The organism is Rhizobium sp. YJ-22 (assembly GCF_029601685.1).
Taxonomy (GTDB): domain Bacteria; phylum Pseudomonadota; class Alphaproteobacteria; order Rhizobiales; family Rhizobiaceae; genus Metarhizobium.
Genome location: NZ_JARRIR010000006.1, coordinates 118,139 through 144,258 on the forward strand (window position 1 = coordinate 118,139; position 26,120 = coordinate 144,258).

At 64.7% G+C, this 26,120-nt stretch carries 19 protein-coding genes, 1 pseudogene and 3 riboswitches; of the genes and pseudogenes, 14 read left to right on the forward strand and 6 right to left on the reverse strand.

From position 1 onward, the window contains the following. Positions 1 to 36: 36 nt before the first annotated feature. A riboswitch (cobalamin riboswitch) is annotated at positions 37 to 272 on the forward strand. 173 nt (positions 273 to 445) lie between these two features. The 11 genes and pseudogenes from P7F60_RS15520 to P7F60_RS15570 all read left to right on the forward strand — a co-directional run bounded on the left by P7F60_RS15520 (position 446) and on the right by P7F60_RS15570 (position 10,093). Beyond that, complete coding sequence (locus P7F60_RS15520; protein WP_277918644.1) at positions 446 to 1,480, forward strand: ABC transporter substrate-binding protein; 1,035 nt, start codon at positions 446 to 448, stop codon at positions 1,478 to 1,480. Beyond that, a complete protein-coding gene (locus P7F60_RS15525) occupies positions 1,477 to 2,505 on the forward strand; it encodes an iron ABC transporter permease (protein WP_277918645.1) in 1,029 nt (342 codons plus the stop codon). Before P7F60_RS15520 ends, P7F60_RS15525 begins: the two co-directional genes overlap by 4 nt. After that, positions 2,502 to 3,206, forward strand: a pseudogene (locus tag P7F60_RS15530) (ABC transporter ATP-binding protein); the annotation flags it as partial. The gene P7F60_RS15525 and the pseudogene P7F60_RS15530, both read left to right, overlap by 4 nt. 76 nt (positions 3,207 to 3,282) lie before the next feature. Further along, the gene (locus tag P7F60_RS15535; RefSeq protein WP_277918646.1) at positions 3,283 to 3,723 is read left to right on the forward strand and encodes a pseudoazurin; all 441 of its coding nucleotides are present in this window, start codon (positions 3,283 to 3,285) and stop codon (positions 3,721 to 3,723) included. Further along, positions 3,720 to 4,499 carry a class I SAM-dependent methyltransferase gene (locus P7F60_RS15540; RefSeq protein ID WP_277918647.1) on the forward strand — a complete coding sequence of 260 codons (780 nt, stop codon included), beginning with the start codon at positions 3,720 to 3,722 and terminating at the stop codon, positions 4,497 to 4,499. Before P7F60_RS15535 ends, P7F60_RS15540 begins: the two co-directional genes overlap by 4 nt. Before the next feature lie 39 nt (positions 4,500 to 4,538). After that, the gene (locus P7F60_RS15545) at positions 4,539 to 5,033 is read left to right on the forward strand and encodes a hypothetical protein (protein ID WP_277918648.1); all 495 of its coding nucleotides are present in this window, start codon (positions 4,539 to 4,541) and stop codon (positions 5,031 to 5,033) included. A 58-nt stretch (positions 5,034 to 5,091) separates the two neighbouring features. Beyond that, positions 5,092 to 5,595 carry a copper chaperone PCu(A)C gene (locus P7F60_RS15550; RefSeq protein WP_277918649.1) on the forward strand — a complete coding sequence of 168 codons (504 nt, stop codon included), beginning with the start codon at positions 5,092 to 5,094 and terminating at the stop codon, positions 5,593 to 5,595. Positions 5,596 to 5,804: 209 nt separating this feature from the next. Continuing rightward, on the forward strand, positions 5,805 to 6,359 hold the full coding sequence (locus P7F60_RS15555) for a cysteine hydrolase family protein (protein WP_277918650.1): 555 nt from the start codon (positions 5,805 to 5,807) through the stop codon (positions 6,357 to 6,359). A 79-nt stretch (positions 6,360 to 6,438) separates the two neighbouring features. After that, positions 6,439 to 7,362, forward strand: a complete 924-nt coding sequence (locus tag P7F60_RS15560; RefSeq protein ID WP_277918651.1) for a cation transporter — start codon at positions 6,439 to 6,441, stop codon at positions 7,360 to 7,362. A gap of 94 nt (positions 7,363 to 7,456) precedes the next feature. After that, positions 7,457 to 7,660, forward strand: a riboswitch (cobalamin riboswitch). 101 nt (positions 7,661 to 7,761) lie between these two features. Further along, positions 7,762 to 9,006 carry an aromatic ring-hydroxylating dioxygenase subunit alpha gene (locus P7F60_RS15565; protein ID WP_277918652.1) on the forward strand — a complete coding sequence of 415 codons (1,245 nt, stop codon included), beginning with the start codon at positions 7,762 to 7,764 and terminating at the stop codon, positions 9,004 to 9,006. Position 9,007: 1 nt separating this feature from the next. After that, a complete protein-coding gene (locus P7F60_RS15570; protein WP_277918653.1) occupies positions 9,008 to 10,093 on the forward strand; it encodes a hybrid-cluster NAD(P)-dependent oxidoreductase in 1,086 nt (361 codons plus the stop codon). A gap of 58 nt (positions 10,094 to 10,151) precedes the next feature. On the opposite strand, the gene P7F60_RS15575 is transcribed toward P7F60_RS15570, so the two are convergent. The 4 genes from P7F60_RS15575 to P7F60_RS15590 form a co-directional block, all read right to left on the reverse strand. Next, on the reverse strand, positions 10,152 to 10,406 hold the full coding sequence (locus tag P7F60_RS15575; RefSeq protein WP_277918654.1) for a hypothetical protein: 255 nt from the start codon (positions 10,404 to 10,406) through the stop codon (positions 10,152 to 10,154). Between the two features lie 126 nt (positions 10,407 to 10,532). Then, a riboswitch (cobalamin riboswitch) is annotated at positions 10,533 to 10,743 on the reverse strand. Positions 10,744 to 10,805: 62 nt separating this feature from the next. Then, a complete protein-coding gene (gene metH / locus P7F60_RS15580) occupies positions 10,806 to 14,579 on the reverse strand; it encodes a methionine synthase (protein ID WP_277918655.1) in 3,774 nt (1,257 codons plus the stop codon). Positions 14,580 to 14,715: 136 nt separating this feature from the next. Then, positions 14,716 to 18,741: a PAS domain S-box protein gene (locus P7F60_RS15585; protein WP_277918656.1), complete on the reverse strand. Its 4,026-nt coding sequence runs from the start codon at positions 18,739 to 18,741 to the stop codon at positions 14,716 to 14,718. 128 nt (positions 18,742 to 18,869) lie between these two features. Continuing rightward, complete coding sequence (locus P7F60_RS15590) at positions 18,870 to 19,751, reverse strand: LysR family transcriptional regulator (protein WP_277918657.1); 882 nt, start codon at positions 19,749 to 19,751, stop codon at positions 18,870 to 18,872. 102 nt (positions 19,752 to 19,853) lie between these two features. On the opposite strand from P7F60_RS15590, the gene P7F60_RS15595 reads away from it, so the two are divergent. Continuing rightward, complete coding sequence (locus tag P7F60_RS15595) at positions 19,854 to 20,987, forward strand: TDT family transporter (protein WP_277918658.1); 1,134 nt, start codon at positions 19,854 to 19,856, stop codon at positions 20,985 to 20,987. Here P7F60_RS15595 and P7F60_RS15600 read toward each other — a convergent pair. Together P7F60_RS15600 and P7F60_RS15605 are read right to left on the reverse strand one after the other, a co-directional pair. Beyond that, positions 20,973 to 22,757 carry a chloride channel protein gene (locus tag P7F60_RS15600; RefSeq protein ID WP_277918659.1) on the reverse strand — a complete coding sequence of 595 codons (1,785 nt, stop codon included), beginning with the start codon at positions 22,755 to 22,757 and terminating at the stop codon, positions 20,973 to 20,975. The two genes, P7F60_RS15595 and P7F60_RS15600, sit on opposite strands and share 15 nt — an antisense overlap. Positions 22,758 to 22,969: 212 nt before the next feature. After that, positions 22,970 to 24,553 (reverse strand): peptide chain release factor 3, encoded by a 1,584-nt coding sequence (locus tag P7F60_RS15605; RefSeq protein ID WP_277918660.1) that lies wholly within the window; start codon positions 24,551 to 24,553, stop codon positions 22,970 to 22,972. Positions 24,554 to 24,643: 90 nt separating this feature from the next. Between P7F60_RS15605 and dut the strand changes: the two genes are divergently transcribed. Then, entirely contained in the window at positions 24,644 to 25,108 is a 465-nt protein-coding gene (gene dut, locus P7F60_RS15610) for a dUTP diphosphatase (protein ID WP_277918661.1), read from the forward strand. Then, positions 25,105 to 26,004 (forward strand): GNAT family N-acetyltransferase, encoded by a 900-nt coding sequence (locus tag P7F60_RS15615; RefSeq protein WP_277918662.1) that lies wholly within the window; start codon positions 25,105 to 25,107, stop codon positions 26,002 to 26,004. Before dut ends, P7F60_RS15615 begins: the two co-directional genes overlap by 4 nt. Positions 26,005 to 26,120 lie beyond the last annotated feature (116 nt).

A 26,120-nucleotide genomic window follows, 5' to 3' on the forward strand; every position in this document is an offset into this window, starting at 1 on the left:
GCGAGACAAGAATGCTTGACGCCGCCCTTCGCCGGGCATTATGTGCGTGTCGACGGTTCCCCGACCATGAGGTGGAGGGGATTAATAGGGAACACGGTGCGGAAGACCCCAGGAGGGGCCAAGACCGTGGCTGCCCCCGCAACTGTGAGCGGATTGCCTTTCGTCCCCGGACATCGAAACGATGTCGTGCCACTGCGCCGCAAGGCGCGGGAAGGTAGACGAAAGGCAGATATCTGCGAGCCAGGAGACCTGCCGTCGCGCTTTGATCCAACGTTACGGGCGGGGATGCCCGGTACAGGAGCCACGCCATGTCTACGCCTCATGCGAGGATATCCTCCTTTTCGCACCCGATTCCCGTCGTGTCCGCGTCGTTGACCGATCCGCGCCCGCTGCCGGCCTGATCGCCGCCTCATCTCATCTCCGAACGAACCGAACGGAATCGTCCATGACCCTTTCCCTTGCATCCACCTTGCGCGCGGGCTTCTGCGCCATCGCGCTCGCCGCCAGCGGCCTTGCCGGCCAGGCAGCCTCCGCCGAGACCAGCTATCCGCTGACGCTGACCAATTGCGGCCGGCAGGTGACATTCACCAAGGCGCCGACCCGCACCGTCTCCATCGGCCAGAGCAGCACCGAGATTCTTTATCTGCTTGGCCTTTCAGACAAGGTGGTCGGCACCGCCGTCTGGCTTGGCCCGGTGCTGAAGGGTTATGAAGAGGTCAACGCCAAAATCGACCGCCTTGCCGACAACGATCCCAGCTTCGAAAGCGTCGTCGCCAAGAAGCCGGATCTGGTGACCGCCCAGTTCCAGTGGCATGTCGGCCCTGAAGGCGTGGTCGCCAAGCCCGGCCAGTTCGAAGAACTCGGCATTCCCGTCTACACCTCGCCCGCCGATTGCATCGGCAAGGACAATACCGGCGGCGGCGACGGCGTGCGCCATTCGGTGTTCACCATGGACCTGATCTACCAGGAAATCCGCGATCTCGCCGCCATCTTCAACGTGCAGGATCGCGGCGAAGCCGTCGTTGCCGATCTGAAGAAGCGCGAAGAGGCCGCCAAGGCAAAAATCGCTTCGGCCGATGGCAAGCTTTCAGCCGTCTTCTGGTTCTCCAGTGCGGAGCTGGACATCGATCCTTATGTCGCCGGCAAAAACGGGGCGCCCGGCTACATCATGTCGGCGCTCGGCATCCGCAACGTGATCGACAGTGAGGAAGAATGGCCGACGGTCGGCTGGGAAACCATCGCCAAGGCCAACCCGACCATGATCGTCGCCGGCAAGATGGAGCGCCGCCGCTTCCCCGCCGATGACATCGCCGTCAAGCATAAGTTCCTCCAGACCGACCCGGTCGCCAGCCTGATGCCTGCCGTCAAGGAGAAGCATGTCTTCGAGATGGACGCACAGGCGATGAACCCGACGATTCGCACGATCGAGGGCATCGAGGCGCTGGCGGATGCGGTTTCCGCCACCGGCCTGGCGAAGTGAACCGGACGCTGACCCGATATGCCGTGCCGGGCGCCGCCTTCGCGGCGCTCGGTATCGTCGTCTTGGCGCTCATGGCGGGCGCCGCGATCGGCGAGACGGCGATCCCCTTCGATGTGGTCGCCAAGACCGTCGCCAACCGTCTGTTCGGCGCGGCCTATGCGCTGGAGCCGCTGGACGAAGGCATCGTCTGGAGCTACCGGCTCAGCCGCGCCGTCGTCGCCGCCTGCTGCGGCGCGGCACTCGCGCTTTCCGGCACGGTGCTGCAGGCGCTGCTGCGCAACCCGCTGGCCGATCCCTATATCCTCGGCATTTCCGCCGGCGCCTCGACCGGCGCAGTCGCGGTCGCCATTCTCGGAATCGGCGCCGGGCTATTCACGCTGCCGGCCGGCGCCTTCGTCGGCGCGCTCGTCGCCTTCGCGCTGGTGACGCTGCTTGCCGCCCGCGCCGGGCGCGGCAACAGCGCCATCATTCTCGCCGGCATCGCCGGTTCGCAGCTCTTCAATGCGATGACATCCTTTATCGTCACCAAGGCGGCCAATGCCGAGCAGGCGCGCGGCATCATGTTCTGGCTGCTCGGCAATCTCTCCGGCATCCGGTGGCCGGATGTCTGGCTGGCGCTGCCGGCGATGCTGGCAGGCCTCGGCGTCTGCCTGTGGTATGCCCGCGCCCTCGACGCCTTCGCCTTCGGCGCGGAATCCGCCGCGGCGCTCGGCATTCCGGTGCGCCGCGTCTATGTCGTGCTGATCGGCACCTGCGCCATGATGACGGCGGCGATGGTGTCGCTGGTCGGCTCCATCGGTTTCATCGGCCTTGTCATTCCGCACGCGGCGCGCATGCTCGTCGGTGTCCGCCACAGCTTGCTGTTGCCGGTCGCAGCGCTCGTCGGCGCCGTCTTCATGATCGGGGCGGATATTCTCTCACGCATCGTCGTGCCGGGCCAGGTATTGCCGATCGGCGTCATCACCGCGCTGTTCGGGGCGCCGGCATTTGCCCTGCTTCTGGGGCAGAAAGGAGCGCGGCCATGAGGATTTCGGCACGCGATCTCGCCTGGTCGGTCGGCGGCATCTCCATCGTCCGCGATATCTCGCTGGAGATTGCCAGCGGCGAATTCATCGGCATCATCGGCCCGAACGGATCGGGCAAGAGTACGCTGCTCTCGATGCTCGCCGGTCTCCGGCGGCCCGACGGGGGCGCGGTGACCATCGACGACGTGGCCCTCGCCACCCTTAGCCGCCGGGCGCTGGCGCAGAAACTCGCCTTCGTCGAGCAGCAGGCGGAAACCACCGAGCGCATGACCGCCCGTCAGGTGGTCGAACTCGGCCGCACGCCCTATCTGGGCCCACTCTCGCCCTGGGCGGCCCATGACGACGCCATGGTGCGAAACGCGCTCGAAAACGTCGACATGGCCGACAAGGCCGGCCGCTTCTGGCATAGCCTTTCCGGCGGCGAGCGCCAGCGGCTGCACATCGCTCGCGCCTTGGCGCAGGAGCCGCGCCTGCTGCTGCTCGACGAACCGACCAACCATCTCGACATCGGCCACCAGATCGGCCTGCTCGATCTGGTGCGCCGCCAGGGCCTGACGGTCATCGCCGCCCTGCACGATCTCAACCACGCCGCCATGTTCTGCGACCGCATCGCCGTGCTCGATCGCGGCCGGCTGGTCGCCATCGGCACACCCGCCGACGTGCTCACGCCCGATTGCATCCGCGCCGTCTTCGGCGTCGAGGCCGCGGTTTCCGCTGACGAGGTCGGGCGCTGCCACATCCGTTTCCTGCCGCCCTCCCATCCGATCAAGGACCGACATGACAATCAGAATCGCTTTCCCGACGATAGCCGCCTGCCTGCTGCTGAGCGTTCCGGCGCTGGCCGAGACCTTCGAGGTGAAGATGCTCAATCGTGGGGAGAAGGGAACGATGGTGTTCGAGCCAGACTATCTCGAACTTGAGCCTGGCGACCGCATCCGCTTCATACCCACTCACAAGAGCCACAATGCCGCGACCATCGATGGCATGATCCCGGACGGCGCCGCCGGCTTCAAGAGCAAGATCAACGAGCCCTTCGAGACCGGCTTCGACAAGGACGGCTTCTACGGCATCAAATGCTCGCCGCATTACGGCATGGGCATGGTGATGCTGGTCAAGGTCGGCAAGGCGAGCCTGCCGGAAAGCTACCGCGCCGTCGACATGCCCGCCCGCGCCAAGCCGCGCCTCGAAGAGCTGTTCCAGCGCGCGTCAAACCCGTGACCGCGAACTACACGCTTAAGGAAGATATCCGTGACTACTGGTCGCGGCGCTCGTTGACCTTCGACCTCGCCTTCGGCCATCGCATTCCGCCCGGGCCGGAGCTCGAGGCCTGGGGCGACGCGGTGACGCGGGCGCTGGGGGACAGGCCACTCTCGGTTCTCGAACTCGCCTGCGGCACCGGCGAGGTCTCGAACGTGTTGATGTCGCGCGGCCATAGGGTGACTGCGCTGGATTTCTCCGAGGCGATGCTGAGTGTCGCCCGCGCCAAGCATGCCGGCCGTGACCAGGTGCGTTTCATCCTTGCCGATGCCGAAAACACCATGGAGCCGGATGGACTTTACGACGCCGTCGTCTGCCGGCATCTGGTCTGGACACTCACCCGGCCGGAAGAGGCCTTCGCCGACTGGTTCCGGGTGCTGAAGCCCGGCGGCAGGCTGCTGGTCTTCGACGGCGACTGGGCCAACCCGACACGCCTTGGCCGCTTGGCCGGCATGACCATCAAGATCATAGACCGCCTCAAAGGCGAAGACCCGCATTATGACGGCGCAATGGGCGACCGCCACCGAAGCATCATGTCGCGGTTGCCCTTCGGCCATGGCCTGACGGCCGGCGAACTGGCGGCGCTTCTTCGCCGCACGGGTTTCGTCGGGCTCGACATCGCCTCGCACGCACCGATCGCCGCCGCGCAGCGCAGAACGGCGGATCTGCGCAACTGCCTGCGCACCCTGCTTTATCGCCGTTTCATTCTCTCCTGCCGCAAGCCGGATGCGGGCTGATGCAGATCGGTGAAAATTCCTTGAGGACCACCGGCAAAATTGCGCCAGGACAAAGAGGTATTCTCGCAAATAGCGAAAAACTCCTCCCCAGGCGGCCGCTTTGCAAGCCGGCCACCGGCTGATAAGACGACGCAAACGAAAGGCAGCAAAATGCATCGAACGGCGGGAAACAGACGGATCGGCGTGGCGCTTGCCGCCGCGATCGTCCTGTTCCTGCAAGGCCTGTTCGGTGCCTATGCCAACGCCGCATTCGTCGCCACCGCGCCGCTGGATGTCTTCGGCAATCCGCTCTGCGTCACGATGCCGGACGAAACCGGCCTGCCCGGCAAGCATGATCCCGCAGCCATGCCCGGCTGCTGCACGCTGGCCTGCCAACCCGCCGCGTCGCTGCTTCCAACGGAACCGGCCGGAGAGATGCTCGCCGTCTCCGGGGCGTGGATTGCCATCGGCCCGCTACTGCCGCGCGCGCTCGCGCTTCCCCGCCATGCCAGCCATGCACCCGGGAATCCCCGCGCGCCGCCGCTTTGCGCATGAAACAGGCCGTCATGGCCATCATTCCATTTTCATGCAGACCATTTTCGGGGAGTTACCCATGTCCATTCCGTTCGTCCGTTCCGCCGCCCTGCGTGGCGCCATTGCCGGCCTTGCGCTGATCGCCGCCATGCCGGCCGCCATCGCTCATGAATTCAAGGTCGGCGATATCGAGATCGTCCATCCGTGGTCGCGCGCCACCCCGCCCGGCGCAAAGGTCGCGGCCGGCTATGCCACCATCACCAACAACGGCTCGATGCCGGACAAGCTGGTCGCCGTCACCGGCGAGATCAGCGAAAAGGGCGAAATCCACGAGATGGCCGTCGACGGTAATGGCGTCATGACCATGCGCCCGGTCGAGGGCGGCATAGAGATTCCCGCCGGCGGCACCGTCGAATTGAAGCCCGGCGCCTTCCACATCATGTTCAAGGAACTCAAGCGCCTGCCCAAGCAAGGTGAAAAATTCAAGGGCACCATGACCTTCGAAAAGGCCGGCGAGGTTGCCGTCGAATATGCCGTCGACAAGATGGGCGGCGACAACAGCCATAACGACCATAAGAACTGATCGCCGCGTTCGCGCGGTCAGTTGCCGATGGTTCTGGCGCATCGAGGCTTTCGAACGGCGCCTCGACATTGATTGAGGAAACGACGGCTGTAACAGAAAATTGCAGCCGTCATCTCGCAATCACCTTGCATCGATCGCGAAAATTGGATGATCTCCAGAGCATCCAGACCGGCGTGAACGGCATGCCGGTCTTCTTTTATGGAGCGAACATGCGCAAGACGGCCCTGATCATCGTCGACCTGCAGAACGATTATTTCGATGGCGGCAAGTTTCCGCTGGTCGGCACGGCGGCAGCAGCCGGCAACGCGGCGCGCCTTCTCGACGCCGCCCGCGCGCGCGGCGATCTCGTCGTGCATATACGCCACGAATCGGCGGAGGCAGATGCTCCGTTCTTCGCTCCCGGGACGGAAGGGGCCGCAATCAATGCGGCCGTCGCCCCCGCGCCTGGCGAGACGGTTGTCGTCAAGAAGGCGATCAATGCCTTCCAGGGCACCGGCCTCAAGGACGTCCTCGATGCCAACGGCGTCAGCGACGTCGCCATCGCCGGCGCGATGAGCCATATGTGTATCGACGCCGTCACCCGTGCTGCCGTCGACTACGGCTATCCGGCGACCGTCGTTCACGATGCGGTCGCCACCCGCGATCTCGAATTCGGCGGCAGGATCGTTGCCGCCGCCGATGTCCACGCCGCCTTCATGTCGGCGCTGGCCTTCGGATACGCCAATCTCGTCTCCACGGACGACTATCTCCAGGGCAGCGCCTGACGGGCGGCGGCGATGGCGTTTTCCGCAGGGATCTGCGACAGTCGCGCCGATCGAACGGAAAACGCCTGCCGGACCCCGCATGACCGAGCAATTCGTCCTGAAATTCTCCATCGTCGCCACCGTCCTGCTCGCGGTCTTCGGCATCGTTATCGGCCTCGTTTCCGGCTCCTTCGCCATTGTTTTCGACGGTTTCTATTCGCTGACCGATGCCTTCATGACCGTGCTGGCACTGCTGGTCTCGCGGCTGATCGCCAGTTCGGCAACGGTGCCGCCCGTCAAGGGGCGGCTGATCGAACGCTTCACCATGGGCTTCTGGCATCTGGAGCCGATGGTGCTCGGTCTCAATGGCACGCTGTTGATGGGAGCGGCGATCTATGCCTTCATCAATGCCGTCGACAGCCTGCTGACCGGCGGACGGCCGGTGGAATTCGGTCCGGCCATCGCCTTCACGCTGGTGACGATGTCGGTCGCCTGCGGCATGGCGGTGTTCGCGCAGCGGGCGAACCGGACGATCCGCTCCAATTTCATCGCACTCGACGCCAAGGCCTGGATGATGTCGGCAGCGCTGACCTCGGCGCTGCTGATCGCATTCCTGATCGGCTACGGCGTCGAGGGCACGCGCTTCGCCTGGACCGCGCCCTATATCGACCCGGCCGTGCTCGCCGCCATCTGCCTGTTCATCGTTCCCGCACCGCTCGCCAACGTCAAGCAGGCGCTGGCCGATATCCTGCTGGTCACGCCGGCCGAGTTGAAGAGCCATGTCGATGCCGTGGCGAGCGACGTCGTCTCCCGATTCGGCTTTCTTTCCTATCGCTCCTATGTCGCCCGCGTCGGGCGCGGCAAGCAGATCGAGCTGTTCTTCATCGTCCCCCGCGACTGGCCGGCCAAGCGCCTGGAAGAATGGGACGCGCTGCGAGACGAGATCGGCGAGGCGCTGGGCGACGAAGGCCCGGATCGCTGGCTGACCATCGTCTTCACCACCGATCCCGAATGGGCCGACTGAACCCCCTGACACCGCCTGTTTCATCAACGCCACAATGTTCCGTTTGCGCCGCAGGAATGTCGCAGGTCAAGAGCCGCGAAACAGAGGTTTCTCCTAGTGTAAGTCCATCCTTGGTGCTGCATCGCGCGGATTGCGATGCGGATAATTGGGAAGCCGGTCAAAGTCCGGCGCTGCCCCCGCAACGGTAGCGGAGCCAAACCGTCGACAACAGGCCACTGGATTATTCCGGGAAGGCGTCGACGAAGTCCGAAAGGACGGCTCCGGAGCCCGGAAACCAGCCTGGGATGGAACGAAACGACTGATTGCGGTGGGCGATCGGGCGACGGGACCATCGCGGAAGAGCCGCGCTGGCCTGCGCGCGACGCATCTCTCCCCAATCCCATCAAAGGGATAATGAGAATGAACGTTCGTGGTGACATGCTTCGCCAGCTTCAGGCCCGCAGGGACGGCTTCAGCCTGCAGCAACCCTTCTACATCGACCCAGACTATTTCCGGGTCGACATGGAGGAAATCTGGTATCGCGACTGGCTGTTCATCGGCCATGATTGCGAAATCCCCCGCGCCGGCAATTACTTCACCGCCCAGATCGGCGATTATCCGCTCGTTGTCGTGCGCGGCCGCGACGGCGTCATCCGCGCCTTCCACAACACCTGCCGCCATCGCGGCCACCGCGTTTGCACGCAGGAGCGCGGCGCCGCCGCCAAGCTCGTCTGCCCCTATCACCAGTGGACCTACGATCTCGACGGCTCGCTGGTCTTCGCCCGCCAGATGGGGGCCGAATTCGACAAGGCGGATTTCGGCATGAAGCCGGTGCCCTGCGAGACCGTCGCCGGTTACATCTTCATCTGCCTCGCCGCCGAGCCCGCCGATTTCGCGCCCATGCGCGCCTCGATCGAGCCCTATATGAAGCCGCACCGGCTCTCCGAGGCCAAGGTCGCGCATCGCACCACGATCATCGAGAAGGGCAACTGGAAGCTGGTCTGGGAAAATAACCGCGAATGTTATCACTGTGCCGGCAACCATCCCGAACTCTGCCGCACCTATCCGGAAGCGCCGACCGCGACCGGCGTGCAGGGCGCAAAGGACGATCCGGTCATCGTCGAACACTGGCAGCATTGCGAGGCGGCCGGCTTGCCCAGTGAATTCCGCATGGATCCCTCCGGCCAGTTCCGCGTCGCCCGCATGCCGCTGATCCAGGGCGCCGAAAGCTACACGATGACCGGCCAGCCGGCGGTGCGCAAGCCGCTTTCGCCCGATGTCGCCACCTCGCAGATCGGGACGCTGCTGCTGTTCCATTATCCGACGACCTGGAACCACATCCTGATCGACCATGCGATATCCTTCCGCGTGCTGCCGCTCGGGCCGGAGGAAACGGCCGTCACCACCACCTGGCTGGTCAACAAGGATGCGGTCGAGGGCGTCGACTACGATGTCGAAGAACTGACGCATGTCTGGAACATGACCAACGACCAGGACCGGGCCATTGTCGAGGAAAATGCCTTCGGCATCCGCTCGCCCGTCTATGAGCCCGGCCCTTATTCGGTCGAGCACGAGGGCGGCGTCATGCAGTTCGTCGAATGGTATGCGAATTTCATGACCGGCCGCCTCAAGGGCGAACCGATGCCGCTGTCGGCGGTGGCCTGAGATGAGCGCCGCCTCGCCCGCCTATCGCCATGTCGACGAGATGCGTCCGTGGTCCGACCGGGAGCATCGCCTCGAATGCGTCGCCGTCACGCCGGAAGCCCCCGACGTGATGACCTTCACCTTTCGGCCGGATAATCCCGGCCACTGGTTCCGCTATCTGCCCGGCCAGTTCGTGACGCTGGAAATTCCCGCGACCCCGGAGCCGGTGATGCGCACCTATACACTGTCGTCGAGCCCGTCGCGGCCTTATACGGTGGCGGTCACCGTCAAGGCGCAGGCGGGCTCGATCGGCACGCGCTGGATGTTCGACAACCTGCGCCCCGGCATGCGGCTCAAGGCGATCGGTCCGCTCGGGGATTTTTCCTATGCCAGGCATCCCGGCCGGAAATACCTGTTCATCTCGGCCGGCTCCGGCATCACCCCGATGATGTCGATGACGCGTGACATGAGCGACCGCACACCGGATAGCGACATCACCTTCATCCATTGCGCCCGCTCGCCCGACGACATCATCTTCCGCTGGGAGTTGGAGGCGCGCGCCCGCGAGATGGCGAATTTCACGCTCGGCTTCATCATCGAGGAGATCGGCCGCGGCCAGCTCTGGGCCGGTTTGCGCGGCCGCATCGACAAGGCCAAGATCGCCCTGCTCGCCCATGATTTCCTGGAGCGCACCGTGTTCTGCTGCGGGCCGGAGCCGTTTATGGCGACGGTGCGCGACACCCTGTCGGGTGCCGGTTTCGACATGGCGAATTATCATGAAGAGGCCTTCCAGCCGCGTGCGCCGGAACTGCCGGTGGTGGTCGCCGATCACTCCGACGGCGCGAAAGCAACCAAGGTCATCTTTACGATGTCCGGCAAGACCGGCCTGTGCGAGCCCGGCCACACCGTGCTGCAGGCGGCGCGCGCCAGCGGCGTGCGCATCGGCGCGGCCTGCGAATCCGGGCTGTGCGGCACATGCAAGGTGATGAAACTCGCTGGCGACGTCGAGATGGAACACAATGGCGGCATCCTCGACGAGGAAATCGACGAGGGCTATATCCTCGCCTGCTGCTCCCGCCCTAAGGGCGAAATCGAGATCGAGGCCTGAAACCACGTCCTCTCGAAACAAGGGCTTCCGGCCGCCAAGCCGGGAGCCCTTTCGCGTTTCAGTGGCGGATACGGCGCTGGCGGCGCATGGCCGGTTGCAGCGAGCCGGCGGTGACCTGCTGGAACAGGCGGCGCAGATGCAGAAGCCTGGAGCAATCGCGGCCGGCGCCGTCGATGCGGGCGATCTCGGCGCGCGCCGCCCGCGGCAGGTCTGCGCCGGCGGGCAGGTTCAGCATCCAGGCGAAAAACACGTCCTCGGGGGACGGCAGACGCCCGGCCATATCGGCGGCAGCGGCAGAAAGGTAGAATTCCATGGTCGGTCCTCGTGGCTGCAAGGACTGGGCATGGTGGATCGAGGGAAACGCCGGAGATGGTGCCGCAAGCGTCATGACGCCGCCGCGGCCAGCCCGGAACGCCTCTTGATCGCCCACCGCGATCAGTCGAGTTCATCGATCCGTGGCTGGTTTCCGGGCTCCAGAGCCATCCGGTTTTCCGGATCGGGCGACACCTTCCCAGGCCGTCCGGCCCAGTGGTTCTCGTCACCCGTTTCGCTCTGCTACCGTTGCGGGGGCAGCGCCGGCTTCAAACCGGCTTCCCAATTCTCCGACCGATTCTTTCGAAACGGCCGGCACCTCGGACAGGCAGATATGACCACAGCCCGCCGCCCCGCACAACCCGATTCGTGGCGGCGCCTGAGGGAAATCACCGCTTTTTCAGGCGGCCGCTTCCGATCGCGGCACGTAGTTGAGCACCGGGCCGAGCCAGCGCTCGACCTCGGAAACCGCCATGTCCTTGCGCCGGGCATAATCCTCGACCTGATCGCGCTCCACCTTGGCGACGCCGAAATAATAGCTTTCGGGCGAGGCGATATAGAGGCCAGAGACGGAAGAGCCGGGCCACATGGCATAGCTCTCGGTCAAGGTCACGCCGATTTCCTTTTCCGCGTCGAGCAGGCGAAACAGCGTCGTCTTTTCGGTATGATCCGGCTGGGCCGGGTAACCGGGCGCGGGGCGGATGCCGGCATAGGGCTCGCCGATCAGGTCGGTCGGGCCGAAGGTCTCGTCGGGCGCGTACCCCCAGAGTTCGCGGCGCACATATTCATGCATGCGCTCGGCGAATGCTTCGGCGAAACGATCGGCCAGCGCCTTGACGAGGATTGAGGAATAATCGTCGTTTGCCCGCTCGAAACGCTCGGCAATGGCGATTTCACCGATGCCGGCGGTGACCACGAAGCCGCCGAGATAATCCCGCTTGCCGCTTTCCAGCGGCGCGACGAAATCCGAGAGCGCCACATTGGGCCGGCCGTCGCGCTTGGAAAGCTGCTGGCGCAACGTGAAGAACGTCGCGAGTTCGCCATCGCGCGCCTCGTCGGTGAACAGGCGGATGTCATCCCCCACCGCGCTCGCCGGCCAGAAACCGACAACCGCCTTCGGCATGAACCATTTCTCGGCGATGATTTTTTCCAGCATCGCCTGCGCATCGGCAAAGAGCTGGCGGGCGGCCTCGCCCTGCTTCTCGTCCTCGAGGATTTTCGGATAGACGCCCTTCAACTCCCAAGTCTGGAAGAAAGGAGTCCAGTCGATGTAGCGGGCGAGTTCGGCCAGATCCCAATCCTGCCAGACGCGGGTGCCGAGGAAGGATGGCTTCTTCGGCCGATAGGCGGACCAGTCGGCCTTGTAGGCGTTTTCGCGCGCCTTGCCGATCGGCAGACGCTGCTTTTCGGCCTCGCTGCGGGCATGGGCGTCGGCGACCTTGCGGTATTCCGCCCTCACCGTCTCGATATAACCGGGCTTCATCTCCGGGCTCAGCAGGCTGGAAACGACACCGACGGCGCGGCTGGCATCGGTCACGTAGATCGCCTGTCCCGCCTCGTAGCGCGGATGAATTTTCACCGCCGTGTGGACGCGCGAGGTGGTGGCGCCGCCGATCAGCAACGGGATATCGAAACCCTGACGCTCCATCTCGGAGGCCACATGCACCATCTCGTCCAACGACGGGGTGATCAGGCCGGAGAGGCCGATGATATCGACATTTTCGGCGCGCGCGGTTTCGAGGATCTTCGTCGCCGGCACCATGACGCCGAGATCGATGATCTCGTAATTGTTGCAGGCGAGCACCACGCCGACGATGTTCTTGCCGATGTCGTGGACATCGCCCTTGACCGTCGCCATCAGGATCTTGCCGGCCGCCTGCCGCGTGCCGGCCTCGCCATTGGCGCGCTTTTCAGCCTCCATGTGGGGCAGCAGCACGGCGACCGCCTGCTTCATCACGCGGGCGGACTTCACAACTTGCGGCAGGAACATCTTGCCGGCGCCAAAGAGGTCGCCGACCACGTTCATGCCGGCCATCAGCGGCCCTTCGATGACATGCAGCGGCCGTTCGGCGCTCTGGCGCGCCTCCTCCGTGTCGGCCTCGACGAATTCGGTGATGCCGTTGACGAGGGCGTGTTCGAGGCGCTTTTCCACCGGCCAGTCGCGCCAGGCGAGATCGCGCTCCCTGGCCTCCTTGGCGCCGGCGCCCTTGAAGCGTTCGGCGATTTCCAGCATGCGCTCTGTGGCAGTGCCGCCGGCCTTCGGCGCACGGTTCAGCACCACGTCCTCGCAGGCCTCGCGCAGCTCCGGCTCGATCGTATCGTAAACGGCGAGCTGGCCGGCATTGACGATGCCCATGTCCATGCCCGCCTGGATGGCATGGTAGAGGAAGACGGCGTGCATCGCCTCGCGCACCGGCTCGTTGCCGCGGAAGGAGAAGGACAGGTTGGAGACGCCGCCGGAAATATGGACGTGCGGCAGCGTCGCGGTGATCTCGCGCGTCGCCTCGATGAAATCGACGCCGTAATTGTCATGCTCCTCGATACCGGTGGCGACCGCGAAGATGTTGGGATCGAAGACGATATCCTCGGGCGCGAGGCCCGCGACTTCGGTCAGCAGCTTGTAGGCGCGGGTGCAGATTTCCACCTTGCGCGCCCTGGTATCGGCCTGGCCGGTCTCGTCAAAGGCCATGACGACGACGGCCGCGCCATAGGCGCGCACTAATTTCGCATGATGAAGGAAGGCCTCTTCGCCTTCCTTCAGCGAAATGGAATTGACCAGCGGCTTGCCCTGCACGCATTTCAGGCCCGCCTCGATCACCTCCCATTTGGAGCTGTCGATCATCACGGGCACGCGGGCGATATCCGGCTCGGCGGCGATGAGGTTGAGGTATTCCACCATCGCCTTGGCCGAGTCGATCAGGCCCTCGTCCATGTTGATATCGATGACCTGCGCGCCGTTCGCCACCTGGTCGCGGGCGACGTCGAGGGCGGCCGCATAATCGCCCGCGGTGATCAGCTTGCGGAATTTCGCTGAGCCGGTGACGTTGGTGCGCTCGCCGACGTTGACGAAGGGAATGGTCTCGGTCAGCGTGAAGGGCTCGAGGCCGCAGAGTCGCATGTGACGCGGGATATCCGGGATTTCCCGTGGACGATGGCGGGCGGCTGCATCGGCGATAGCGCGGATATGCTCCGGCGTCGAGCCGCAGCAGCCGCCGACGATGTTGACGAGGCCATCACGCATGAAGCCCTCGATCTGCGCGGCCATCTCCTCCGGGGTCTCGTCATACTGACCGAAGGCGTTCGGCAAGCCGGCATTGGGATAGGCGCAGACGAAGGCCTGCGCGACGGAGGAGATTTCCGCCAGATGCGCGCGCATGGCATTGGCGCCCAGCGCGCAATTGAGGCCGATGGAGAAGGGATCGGCGTGGCGCACCGAATTCCAGAACGCCTCCGGTGTCTGGCCGGAGAGCGTGCGGCCGGAAAGGTCGGTGATCGTGCCCGAGATCATGATCGGCAGGTCGACGCCCTTTTCCTCGAACACCTCGCGGGTGGCGAAGATCGCCGCCTTGGCGTTGAGCGTATCGAAGATGGTTTCGATCAGGATGATGTCGGAGCCGCCATCGATCAAGCCGCGCACCTGCTCGGCATAGGCAATCCGCAGATCGTCGAAGGTGACGGCGCGGTAGCCGGGATTGTTGACATCGGGGGAAATCGAGGCGGTGCGGTTGGTCGGCCCGAGCGCACCGGCGACGAAACGGCGCTTGCCGTCGATCGCCTCGGCACGGCGCAGCGCCCGCTTGGCGAGGCGCGCGCCGTCGCGGTTCAGCTCATAGACCATGTCTTCCATGGCATAGTCGGCCTGGGCGATGGAGGTCGAGGAGAAGGTATTCGTCTCGACGATATCGGCGCCGGCCATGGCATAGCGAAAATGGATTTCCTCGATCGCCGCCGGCTGGGTCAGGGTCAGCAGGTCGTTGTTGCCCTGCTGGTGGCAGGCGCAGCCGCCGAAACGGTCGCCGCGAAAATGATCCTCCCCGAAGCCGAGCCCCTGGATCTGCGTGCCCATGGCCCCATCGAGGATGAGGATACGCTGACGCGCCGCCTCCATCAGCGCCGCGCGCGGCGACGCAGGGTCGGGCTGGACGGCACCGAAGAGCCGGTCGAAAGCATTCATCGCACTACTTCCATAATCGCATAAAGATATCTTTATATTGTAATGCGGTTGAGAACGTAATGCAAGCGAGGAACAACACCGTTCGAGCCCTGCGGCTCGAACGGTCCGTGTGTCTGCGAACGGCGGGACGGGATCGTCAGTTCACGTCGGCGGGGCTGCGCGGCCGGTCTGCGACGCGGCGCAGCGCGGCATCGAGTTCGGTAACGCCGAAGGGTTTTCCGAGCCAGGTGGCTGGCGACGGGCCGGGCAGGGTCGGCGCGGCGTCGCTGCCGGTGGCGAAGACGATGGCGACTGCCGGCCATGTCTGCCGCACCTGCCGGGCCAAAGTCTCGCCATCCATGCCGGGCAGGCCTAAATCGGTCAGCAACACGTCGACGCTGTTGCTTTCCAGAAGCTTCAGCGCCTCGTCGCCCGAAGCGGCCTCAAGACAGGCATGGCCGAGATCGGCCAGCATGTCGGCGGTGTTCATGCGGATCAGCGCATCGTCCTCGACGACCAGCACCCGCAGGCCCGAGACTGGCGGCGGCCCCGCCTGCTCAGGCGCTGGCGGCTTCGGTTTGGCCAATCTCTGCTTGTTGGCATCGAGCACATGGCGGATCTTGCGCGCCAGGGCCTCACGCGTGTAGGGCTTGGAGAGGAGCTGCACATCCGGGTCCAGCCGCCCGCCATGGACGATGGAATTTTCCGTATAGCCCGAGGTGAACAGCACCGCCATCTGCGGCTGGCGCTCCCGCGCCTTGCGGGCAAGGTCGGCGCTCTTCAGGCTGCCGGGCATGACGACGTCGGTGAACAGCAGGTCGATGGTCAGGCCGCTCTCGACGATGCTGAGCGCGGCGGCCGCATCCGATGCCTTCAAAACCCGGTAGCCCAGATCCTGCAGCATCTCGACGACGGTGGCGCGCACGCCGGCATCGTCCTCCGCCACCAGGATGATCTCGGCGCCGCCTTCGATCGGCGCATCCAGCCGCTGCACTTCGACGTCCTCCACCTGCAGCGAGCGCGGCAGGTAGATCTTTACGGTCGTCCCATGGCCAACTTCGCTGTAGAGTTTGACATGGCCGCCGGATTGCTTGACGAAGCCATAGACCATCGACAGGCCGAGCCCGGTGCCCTTGCCTTCCGGCTTGGTGGAGAAGAACGGCTCGAACACCTTTTCGACAATATCGGCCGACATGCCGCTGCCGGTATCGGTCACCGACAGCACGACATACTGACCGGGTTGGACATCGTCGTTCAACCGCGCATAAGCGTCGTCGAGATAGGCATTGCCGGCCTCGATGGTCAGCTTGCCGAAACCGTCCATGGCGTCACGGGCGTTGATCGCCAAGTTTAGCAGGGCGTTTTCGAGTTGCATCGGGTCGATCAGCGTGTTCCACAGGCCGCCGGAGACGATGGTTTCGATTTCGACACCTTCGCCGATGGTCCGACGCAGCATCTCGTCCATGCCGCGGATGAGGCGGCCGATGCTGACGACGCGCGGATCGAGCGCCTGGCGCCGGCCGAAGGCCAGCAGTTGCGCCGCCAGTTTCGAACCGCGACTGACGCCTTCCAGCGCGCTCGTGATGCGCCGCGCCGCCCGCTCGTTACCGGAGACGTCCTTCGACAGGAGTTGCAGATTGCCGGCTATGACCTGCAGCAAATTGTTGAAATCATGGGCGACACCGCCGGTCAGGTTGCCGATGGCTTCCATCTTCTGCGCCTGCTGCAGCGCCGCTTCCGTGCGGCGCAGGGTTTCGGCCGCCGCCCGCTCCTCCGTCACATCGCGGCCGACGGCGTGAATGAAACCTTCGTCCGGCACGGCTGTCCAGGAAATCATCCGATAGCTGCCGTCCTTGCAGCGATAACGGTTTTCGAACAGAAAGGTCGTCAGGCCACTGCCGAGCTTTGAAACTTCGTGCAACGTCGCCTGGTAGTCGTCGGGATGAATCATGTCCATGAAGGACTGACCGATAAGATCGCCCTCCTCCCAGCCGAGCACGGCTTTCCAGGCCGGATTGATGGCGGTGATGCGCGAATCGAAGGCGGCGACCAGCATGATATCGGTGGAGAGCCGCCACATGCGGTCGCGATCGGCCGTGCGTTCGGCCACCCGCTGCTCCAGCGTCCGGTTCAGCGCCTCCAGCTTTTCGCGCGTGGCGCGCAATTCGCCGATATCGGTGTTGGTGCCGATCCAGCGGACGATGCGGCCCTCCTCGGCACGAATCGGCACGGCGCGCGCGATATGCCAGCGATAGCCGCCATGGCGGTCCCGCAGGCGAAATTCCGCCTGGTAGACCTCGCCGGAGCGCAGGCAGGCCTGCCAACGCTCCTCCGCCGCCGCGCTATCGTCGGGGTGCATGACGCGAGCCCAGCCATCCTCGATCAGTTCTTCCGCCTTGCAGCCGGTGTAATTGTAGACACGCTCGTTGAACCAATCGGCCTTGCCGTCGGGCCGGGCGGTCCAGACATGGTTGGGGATCGCCTGGGTCAGGGCGCGAAACCGCGCCTCGCTCTCGCGCAACTCCTGCTGGGCGCGGCGCTGCTCGGTGACGTCCTGCACGACGCCGACGAAACGTACCAGATTTCCCTGCTCGTCCCGTTCGAATTCGCCCTTGCGGGCGATGACGCGCTTCTGGCCGTTATCGGCGCGGCGGATGCGGTATTCGACGTTGAGTGGCGAGTGGCCGTCGCGTCGGCTGTCGCTGTTGGAGGCAATGTCGCGGTCACTGGGAAAAACCAGTTCCTCGATGACCGAAATCGGCAGGGCTTCGGCATAGGGCACACCGTAGATCTTGCAGAATTCCGGCGTGGGAACGAGGATGCTGGTTTCGAGGTTTAGCGAAAACAGACCGACGCCGCCCGCCTCCTGCGCCCGCCGCAACCGGGCCTCCAGCTCACGCATGGCGCTGGCGGCGAGATGTTCGGCGGTATGATCGCGCAACACCTTCACGAGACCGATCGGCTTGCCGGCGCCGTCCAGGATCGGGCTGATCTCGCCGCTCGCCCAGAAGGCTTCGCCGTTCTTGCGCAGATGCCAGCGTTCGTGATGGGCGGTGCCGAGCCGCATGGCGGCGTCCATCGCCTCCTGGGGCTTGCCGCTCAACCGATCCTCCGGCGTGAACAGCATTTCCCAGTGGCGACCGAGAACATCCTCCTCGGCCCAGCCGAAGATGCGATGCGCACCCTCGTTCCAGCGCAGCACGATGCCATCGAGCGACAGCGCGAGAATGACGTAGTCGACGGCGCCATCGAGAATCTGGCGGCTCTGCTGCTCGCTGGCGCGCAACGCCTCCTCGGCCGCGACCCGCTCCGTGACGTCGGTGCCCTGCACGAAGATGCCGATGACCACGCCGTCCTGATCGGTGACCGGCTGGTAGACGAGATCGACGAATTTGGTTTCCGTCGGCCCACCGGAAGCCGGCGCCAGATGAACCGGCATGGCGATGGCGGAATGGGGCTCGCCGCTGGCATAGACCCGGTCGAGCAGCTCGTAGAAATCCTGACCGCGCAAATCCGACAGCGCCTCGCGCACAGGCTTGCCGATGACCTCGCGGTGCTCGACGAGTTGCAGATAGGCCTGGTTGACGAGGTCGAAGACATGGTCGGGGCCACGCATCATGGCGATGAAGCCCGGCGCCTGCTCGAACATCTGGCGCAGGCGCTCCTGCTCGCCCTTGCGCCATCTTTCAGCCCGCACCTTGCCGGTGGTTTCGACGACGATGGCCATGACGCCGACCGGCCTGCCGTCCGCCCCCATGATCGGCGAATAATCGAGATTGAGCCAGGCCTGATGCGACCGCCCTTCGCGATAAAGCGTCAACTCCTGGTCGCGATAGGCGAGCGTTCCACCGGCGAGCCCGACGCGCATGACATTGTCGTTGAAATCCGCGACCTCTTCCCAGCCCTCGCGCACCTTGGAACCGAGAAGCGCGGGATGCCGCGCACCGGCGAATTCCGAATAGGCATCGTTATAGAGCATGATGCCGTCCTCGCCCCAGAGCGTGACGATCGGCACCGGCGACTGCAGGATGAGTGCGATGGTGGATTTCAAAACCTGCGGCCATTGCGCCGGAACCCCCAAGGGGGTCCCCGACCAGTCGAACGCCGCGATCAGGCGGGCCATTTCGCCGCGGTGCGCCAGAAAGTCGAAATTGGAGGGTGTCACGCCATCTCGCGGTGTCATGGAGCCGAAGCCCTCGCAGCAAAAATCATGGTCAGCGAAAAAGTCATTCGATCAATCATTTGAGGCCGGAACCGCCGGGAATGGCAATCCGCGCGCAAACCGCGGATCTGAGGGAGAAAGATGGCAGGTCATGCCTTATTTTCAAGGAGTCGTTCAAAGGCTTCCGCCGATTTGCTGCGATAACGCTCCGGGTGCCGCAGCAGGAAATAGGGACGCGGTAGCGGAGCGACTGGCGCAAGCGCCAGGCGGCCGTATTGCAGCGGCGCCGCGACCACGCTGCGCGACACCAGAGTGGCGGTCAATCCATTCTCAACGGCACCGATCACCGCCTCGTTTCCGGGCAGTTCCAGCTCGATATCGATGGCATCGAGCGATAGCCCGGCGGCCTCGAGCAGCCGCACAAACGCCTGTCGCGTGCCCGATCCCGCCTCGCGCAGGATCCAGGCGCTGTCGCGAAGATCGTCGACGACCGCGCCCGGCCGCGCCCAGGGATGGAGGGGCGAGACGACGACGATCATCTCGTCCTCGGCGATCTGTCGCGAAAGGAGGCCGCGGGGCGCGTCCGTGCCTTCGGTGAGGCCGAGTTCGGCGCGGCCTTCCAGAACGGCCTGCGTCACCTCCGTGGTATTGCCGAGCGACACTTGCAGGCGGATGCCGGGAAACCGCTGGCGGAAAGCCGCAAGGCACCCCGGAAGCCAGTAGGCGCCAACCGTCTGGCTCGCCATGATCGTCAGCGCGCCACGCCCGAGGCCGGAAAGATCGTTCAGCACCGCCTCCGCCGCTTGCGCCGCCGCCAGCACTTTTTGCGCCTCCTCGAGAAATTGCTGGCCGGCCCCGTTGAGCAGGATGGAGCGGCCGATGCGGTCGAAAAGCTTGACGCCGTGACGGACTTCCAGCGCCGCAATGGCCGCGCTCACCGCCGATTGCGTCATGTTCAGGCGTTCCGCTGCCCGCGTGACGTGCTGGCAGGCGGCGACGGCGGTGAAAATCCGGAGCTGCTCCAGCGTCATGACAGCCTTCAATCGTTCGTTTTTATCGATTATTTTGACCTATATTATTCGTTGGAACTTGTCATTGGCAAGGCATAACCAGATTGGCGAAGGAGTTTTGCCATGCCTGCCGTTCCCCGCACTGCCGCCCGTCGCCTCGCCGCTCAGGCGAAAAACCATCCGCTACTCCATTTCACGCCCAACTGGTTTGCCATGACCATGGGCACGGGCATCGTCGCCATCGCTCTCGGCCAGTTTTCACAGGCCCCGCTTCTGCATGAAGCCGGGGCGATGCTGTGGCTCTTCAATATCGGGCTGTTCGGCCTCTGCACATTCGCTTATGTGGCCAAGTGGGTGCTGTATCCGCGCGCCGCACGGGCGCTTTTCTCACATCCGGTCGCGTCGATGTTCCTCGGTTGCATCCCGATGGGGCTGGCGACGATCGTCAATGGGCTGCTGTCCTATGGCATGGTACTGTTCGGGCCGGGCGCCGTCTCGCTCGCCATATATGTGTGGATCGTCGATGCGCTGCTTTCGGTGGTGATCGGTCTCGCCGTACCGTTCATGATGTTTACGCGACAGGACCATGTCATCCAGGAGATGAGCGCGGTCTGGTTGCTGCCAGTGGTCGCCTGCGAGGTCGCGGCCGTCAGCGCCTGTCTTTTGATGCCGCATGTGGCGGATGCGGGAACGCAGCTTTGCCTGCTGGTCGCCGGCATGGTGCTCTGGGCCTGCTCCGTGCCGTTGGCGCTCGGTATTCTGGTCATCCTGTTCCTGCGCCTCGTGCTGCACAAGCTGCCGCCGTCCGGCATGGCCGCCACCAGCTGGCTGGCGCTGGGTCCGATCGGCACGGGGGCGCTCGCTCTGGCGCTGATGGCCGGCGAGGCCGAGGCCGTGCTGGCCGCCAATGGCCTTTCGGCCTATGGCAACGGTCTGGCCGCCGGCAGCCTGCTCGGCGCCATCCTGCTCTGGGGCTATGGCCTGTGGTGGATGGCAATGGCTATCGCCTTGACCTTGCGTTACCTGCGCCAGGGGATGCCCTTCAACATGAGCTGGTGGGGCTTCACTTTCCCGCTCGGCGTCTACACCGTCGCAACGTTGAAGCTTGCCGCCCTGCTCGGCCTGGCCCCGCTTGCCCGCTTCGGCGAAGGCCTGACGGTGGCGCTGGTGCTGATCTGGATGCTGGTCATTGTCCGCACCCTGCGCGGCGCTTTCAGCCTGACCCTATTCGAAGACCCGTCGCTAAAGCTCGCCTGAAAGCTCCCGCCTGCTCTTGTCCAGCTCTTCGCTGTAACGCCGCAAGGTATGGGCTTCGCTGAGCTGGCCGATCACGCGGCGCTCGATGAGATCGCTGACCACGGCCAGCGCTTCGCTTTCGGTCGCATCGAACAGGGCGGCGGCCTGCCGGGCATTCATCGTCGGCAACAAGACGTCGTTCTCATAGCGGCGGAAGGCGAGGACGCCCTTTTCGTCCTCCGGCGTTTCGACGGCCGCGCCATAGACTTCCGGCACCAGCACCAGCCCGGCATAACGGCCGTTCGTATCGGTGAGAATGACGCGCTGGGCCGAACCGATCGGGAATTTCTTCTTGAAATCCTCAAGGCTGATATCCGCCCAGGCGGTGCGCACGTCAGCACGCATCATCTTGTCGACCGTCAGGTTGCGGATCCAGCCGACGTCATGGGCGCTGCGGATGGTTTCGCCGCGCAAATGGAAACGCCAAGTGGCGAAGGAATAACCGAAGGTCGAACGCACGAAAAAGGAAGACGCGATCACGGCCGCCAGCACCAGCACCGTAATCGGAAAATCGCCGGTCGTCTCCAGCGCCAGGAAGGTCATGGTCAAGGGGCCACCGATGACGGCGACCGCCAGCGAACTCATGCCGACGACCGCGTAGATGACCGGCGTCAGCGTCGCATCGCCGAAATAGGGAGCGCTATAGGCAAAAATCTTGCCGAGCAGCGCCCCCATGAACAGCGAGGCGAAAAACAAGCCGCCGCGGAAGCCCGAGCCGATGGAAATCGCCGAGGCCACGGCCTTGAGCAGCAGAATGGTCACGAGGCCGGAGATCGTCACCTCGGTCGCCAGGTTGAGATGCATCGCGCCGTGCCCGCCCGATAGTACCTGCGGCGAGACGAAAGCCAGCAGCCCGACGGCGATGCCCCCCAGCAGCGGCCGCACGGTCGGCGCGATTGCGCTCTGGCGCGCCACCTCCTCGATGAAGGCGACGCCCTTCATGAGCAGGATGCCCGCGCCGCCGCAGACAAGGCCGAGCGCCAGCGCCGGTATGTAATCCGCCGGCACGACCGCGCCGAAATGCCCGACATCGATCTCGAAGCTGCTGGCCGAAAACAGCCGTGCGACGAGATTGGCGATCAGCGCCGAGACGACGACCGGCGTCAGCGAGGCGATGGTATAGGCCCCGACGATCAGCTCGAAGGCATAGAAGGCGCCGGTCAGCGGCGCATTGAAGGCGGCGGCGATGGCGCCCGACGCGCCGCAGCCGACGAGGATGCGCATGTCCGAACGGCGCAGGTTGAGCTTGACGCCGAGTTTCGAGGCAAGGCCTGCCGCAAGCTGCGTATAGCCGGCCTCCATGCCGACCGACGCCCCGAACCCGTTCGACAGGATGTTCTGCACCGCGACGAGAATGCTGTCGGTCAGCGACAACCGGCCGCCATGCAGGGCATTGGCCTCGATCGGGTCGATCAGCGGCCGCTTGCGCCGGCGCGCCAGGACGAGCAGCAACAGCCCCAGCAACGCCCCACCGCAGACCGGCGCCGAAAGCAGCACAAGCTTGTCCTCGATCAACGAGGCGCTAAGGCGTTCGGACGGATCGATCTTGAACACCGCCTGGTGCATGGCCGCGGCGATCATGCTCATCGCCGTCACCGTCAGGCCGGCGGCGACGCCTACCAGCATGGCGGCAAGCACGAGTCCCAGTTCGCTGCGCCGCGTCAGCAGCCGGAAGCCGGCCGGCGAAAACAGGCCGCGAAGGGAACGCAACTCGACGGGCAGGACGTTCATTCGCCCGAAAAATTTAGGAAATTGCATATCTGACGCGCCAGAAACTGCAGCAGCCCATCGGGCCTTTAAAACGGCCCGCCACGGATGGCATAGCCGCAATGCGAGCGCAAGCCTAAACCATGTGCCTCGCGCCCATCCGTCCGCCCGCGCCACCTGCGCCCTTCAAGGCGACGCACGGGGCAGACGGGAGGGGCAGCATGCCCCTCACCCGCTCACGCCGCCTTGACGACGTGATACTCCTTGATGGCGACCATCTTGATCGCCGGATAGCGCTCCGCCTCGTAGCGCAGCGAAAACGCATCCTGCGCCAGGAACACAGGGTCGCCATCGAGATCGCGGGCGATGTCGCCACGGCGCTGGGTGACGAATTTTTCGAGATCCGCCGGCTGATCGGCGGAAATCCAGCGGCAGACCGAGAAGCGCGACATTTCGAAGGAGACCGGCAGGCCGTATTCGGCCATCAGCCGCTCCTTCAACACGTCGAGCTGCAGCGCGCCGACGACGCCGACGATGGCCGGCGAGCCGTCTTCCGGCGAGAAGAGCTGCACGACGCCCTCTTCCGCCATCTGGTGCAGGGCTTCCTTCAGCTTCTTCGCCTTCATCGCATCCTCCAGCCGCACGCGGCGCAGGATTTCCGGCGAGAAGTTCGGCACGCCCTGGAAGACCAGCGCCTCTCCCTCGGTCAGCGTATCGCCGATGCGCAGCGTGCCGTGGTTGGGAATGCCAACCACGTCGCCGGCATAGGCGGTATCGGCCAACTGGCGCTGCGAGGCGAAGAAGAATTGCGGCGCCGTCAGGCCCATCTGCTTGCCGGTGCGCGCCAGCCGGGCCTTCATGCCGCGCTCCAGCTTGCCGGAGCAAACGCGGGCAAAGGCGATGCGGTCGCGATGGTTCGGATCCATGTTGGCCTGGATCTTGAAGACGAAGGCGGTCATCTTGTCTTCGGCGGCATGGACGGTGCGGATATCCGCCACCTGGTCACGCGGCGGCGGCGCGAAATCGCCGAGCGCATTGATGAGGTCGCGGACCCCGAAATTGCGCAGCGCCGAGCCGAAGAACACCGGCGTCATATGGCCTTCGAGGAAGGCCTTGCGGTTGAACGGGCGGCAGGCCTCGATGGCGAGCGACGTTTCCTCGATGAAATCGGCGCGCTCGTTTTCCGGCAAGCGGTTGGAGGCGCTTTCCGGACCGTTGACCGGCGTGCGCTTCTCCTCGGTGTCCGACCCGCGCACCGAATTGCTGGCAAGGTGATAGGAGCCGCAAAACGTCTTCGAACGGCCGATCGGCCAGGTGATCGGCGCAGTGTCCAGCGCCAGCTTTTCCTCGACCTCATCCAGGATCTCGAAGGGGTCGCGGCTTTCGCGGTCCATCTTGTTGATGAAGGTGATGATCGGGATGTCGCGCATGCGGCAGACTTCGAACAGTTTCAGCGTCCGCGGCTCGATACCCTTGGCGGCGTCGATGACCATGACGGCGGCATCGACCGCTGTCAGCGTGCGATAGGTGTCGTCGGCGAAGTCTTCGTGACCGGGCGTATCGAGGATGTTGAAGACATGGCCGTCATATTCGAAGGTCATCACCGAGGTGACGACCGAGATGCCGCGTTCGCGCTCGATCTTCATCCAGTCCGAGCGGGTCTGCATGCGGTCCTTCTTCGCCTTGACTTCGCCGGCGAGCTGGATGGCGCCGCCGAACAGCAGCAGCTTTTCGGTCAGTGTCGTCTTGCCCGCATCCGGGTGGGCGATAATAGCGAAGGTGCGGCGGCGGGAGACCGCCTCGGCAAGGGTTTCGGCCATGGTTTTCCAGGAATTCCTTGATGAGTTGGCGACTATCTAGCGTCTCGGGCGCCAATATGCAATTGACAGGGAAGCAACAGGGAGCCATCCATGCAAGAGATCCTCGGGCCGACACTGGCCCTCATCCGCCTTCCCCATGGCGCGGGCATCGCCCTGCCGGCCTATGAAAGCGCCGGCGCCGCCGGCATGGACCTGCGCGCCGCCGTGCCGCAGGATGCACCGCTTTCGTTGGCGCCCGGCGAGCGCACATTGGCGCCGACCGGCTTCATCTTTGAAATCCCTGCCGGTTTCGAAGGCCAGGTGCGGCCGCGCTCCGGCCTTGCCTTCAAGAACGGCATCACCTGCCTCAACACCCCCGGCACCATCGACAGCGATTATCGCGGCGAGGTCAAGGTGCTGCTGGTCAATCTCGGCACCGAGACCTTCGTCATCGAGCGCGGCATGCGCATTGCCCAGATGCTGGTGTCGCCGGTGGTGCAAGCACGGATCATCGAGGCCACAAGCGCCAGCGAGACCGGGCGCGGTGGCGGCGGCTTCGGCTCGACCGGCGTATGAGCGCGCCGCTCGCCTTCCCCGACCTCACCTTCCGGCAGGATTATTTCGACGATCCCGCCGGCTGGAAGGCCATCGGCGATCTCTTGAAGACGGTGTTCGGCGTCGATATCGGCCCGCTCGACGCGCTCGGCGGGCATGATCGCTCCAACATGCCCTCGGCCTATTTCGATGCCGGGGGACGCTGCGTCGCCAATTTCGCCGCCTTCTCCATGCCGCTGGTCATCGATGGCCGCCGGGTGCGGGCCGCCGCCTGGCAATCCGGCGCGGTGCTTCCCGACTATCGCGGGCGCGGGCTGTTTCGCGAGTTGATCCGCATCACGCTGGAGCGCTGCGAACAGGCGGGTTTCGAGGTAATCGTGCTCTATACCGACAAGCCGGCGCTCTACGAGCCCTATGGCTTCGTGACATTCCGGGAGCAATCCTTCACCGGCCCCGCGCCTGCAGCGGGCAACGCATTCGCGACGGCACGCAGGCTGTCGGTCGAAAACCCCGTCGATCTCGCCCTGCTGCGCGAAACGCTTGCCCGCCGCACGCCGGTTTCGAACCGGATCGCTGTCTGCGACCAGAGCCTGATGTTCCTGCTGAACGCCTATCTGCTGGAGGACGTGACACTGTCTTGGCTGGAGGCCGAGCAGGCGGTCATTGCCTGGCGCCAACCGCAGGCCGACCGTTTCGAGCTGCTGGATATCGTCGCGGCCGACATTCCGGCGCTGGACACCATCATCGCCGGTCTTGGTCTCGCGCCAACAATCGTGACCGTGCAGTTTCCGCCGGATCGTCTCGGCTGGGAGGAGACGGCAAGCGCGGTCGACGGCGATCTGGTGTTCATGATGCGCGGGCCGCAGGCGCTGATGCCGCAGGCGCCGTTCCGGCTGTCGCCAATGGCGGAGTTCTGATCGGGAAAAACCTCCAAAAACCAAAAAGCCTGCCGCGGGAGGAGGTGCGGCAGGCTTTCTGAAAAGAACCGAACAGCAGCTCAAAGGGAGGAGGAGTGCTGCTGTTCCCTGCAGAG

Coding starts and splice junctions, on each gene's coding strand:
- P7F60_RS15520 (WP_277918644.1), top strand. CDS start 446: ATGACCCTTTCCCTTGCATCCACCTTGCGCGCGGGCTTCTGCGCCATC.
- P7F60_RS15535 (WP_277918646.1), top strand. CDS start 3,283: ATGACAATCAGAATCGCTTTCCCGACGATAGCCGCCTGCCTGCTGCTG.
- P7F60_RS15550 (WP_277918649.1), top strand. CDS start 5,092: ATGTCCATTCCGTTCGTCCGTTCCGCCGCCCTGCGTGGCGCCATTGCC.
- P7F60_RS15555 (WP_277918650.1), top strand. CDS start 5,805: ATGCGCAAGACGGCCCTGATCATCGTCGACCTGCAGAACGATTATTTC.
- P7F60_RS15560 (WP_277918651.1), top strand. CDS start 6,439: ATGACCGAGCAATTCGTCCTGAAATTCTCCATCGTCGCCACCGTCCTG.
- P7F60_RS15565 (WP_277918652.1), top strand. CDS start 7,762: ATGAACGTTCGTGGTGACATGCTTCGCCAGCTTCAGGCCCGCAGGGAC.
- P7F60_RS15570 (WP_277918653.1), top strand. CDS start 9,008: ATGAGCGCCGCCTCGCCCGCCTATCGCCATGTCGACGAGATGCGTCCG.
- P7F60_RS15575 (WP_277918654.1), bottom strand. CDS start 10,406: ATGGAATTCTACCTTTCTGCCGCTGCCGCCGATATGGCCGGGCGTCTG.
- metH (WP_277918655.1), bottom strand. CDS start 14,579: ATGAATGCTTTCGACCGGCTCTTCGGTGCCGTCCAGCCCGACCCTGCG.
- P7F60_RS15585 (WP_277918656.1), bottom strand. CDS start 18,741: ATGACACCGCGAGATGGCGTGACACCCTCCAATTTCGACTTTCTGGCG.
- P7F60_RS15590 (WP_277918657.1), bottom strand. CDS start 19,751: ATGACGCTGGAGCAGCTCCGGATTTTCACCGCCGTCGCCGCCTGCCAG.
- P7F60_RS15595 (WP_277918658.1), top strand. CDS start 19,854: ATGCCTGCCGTTCCCCGCACTGCCGCCCGTCGCCTCGCCGCTCAGGCG.
- P7F60_RS15600 (WP_277918659.1), bottom strand. CDS start 22,757: ATGAACGTCCTGCCCGTCGAGTTGCGTTCCCTTCGCGGCCTGTTTTCG.
- P7F60_RS15605 (WP_277918660.1), bottom strand. CDS start 24,553: ATGGCCGAAACCCTTGCCGAGGCGGTCTCCCGCCGCCGCACCTTCGCT.
- dut (WP_277918661.1), top strand. CDS start 24,644: ATGCAAGAGATCCTCGGGCCGACACTGGCCCTCATCCGCCTTCCCCAT.
- P7F60_RS15615 (WP_277918662.1), top strand. CDS start 25,105: ATGAGCGCGCCGCTCGCCTTCCCCGACCTCACCTTCCGGCAGGATTAT.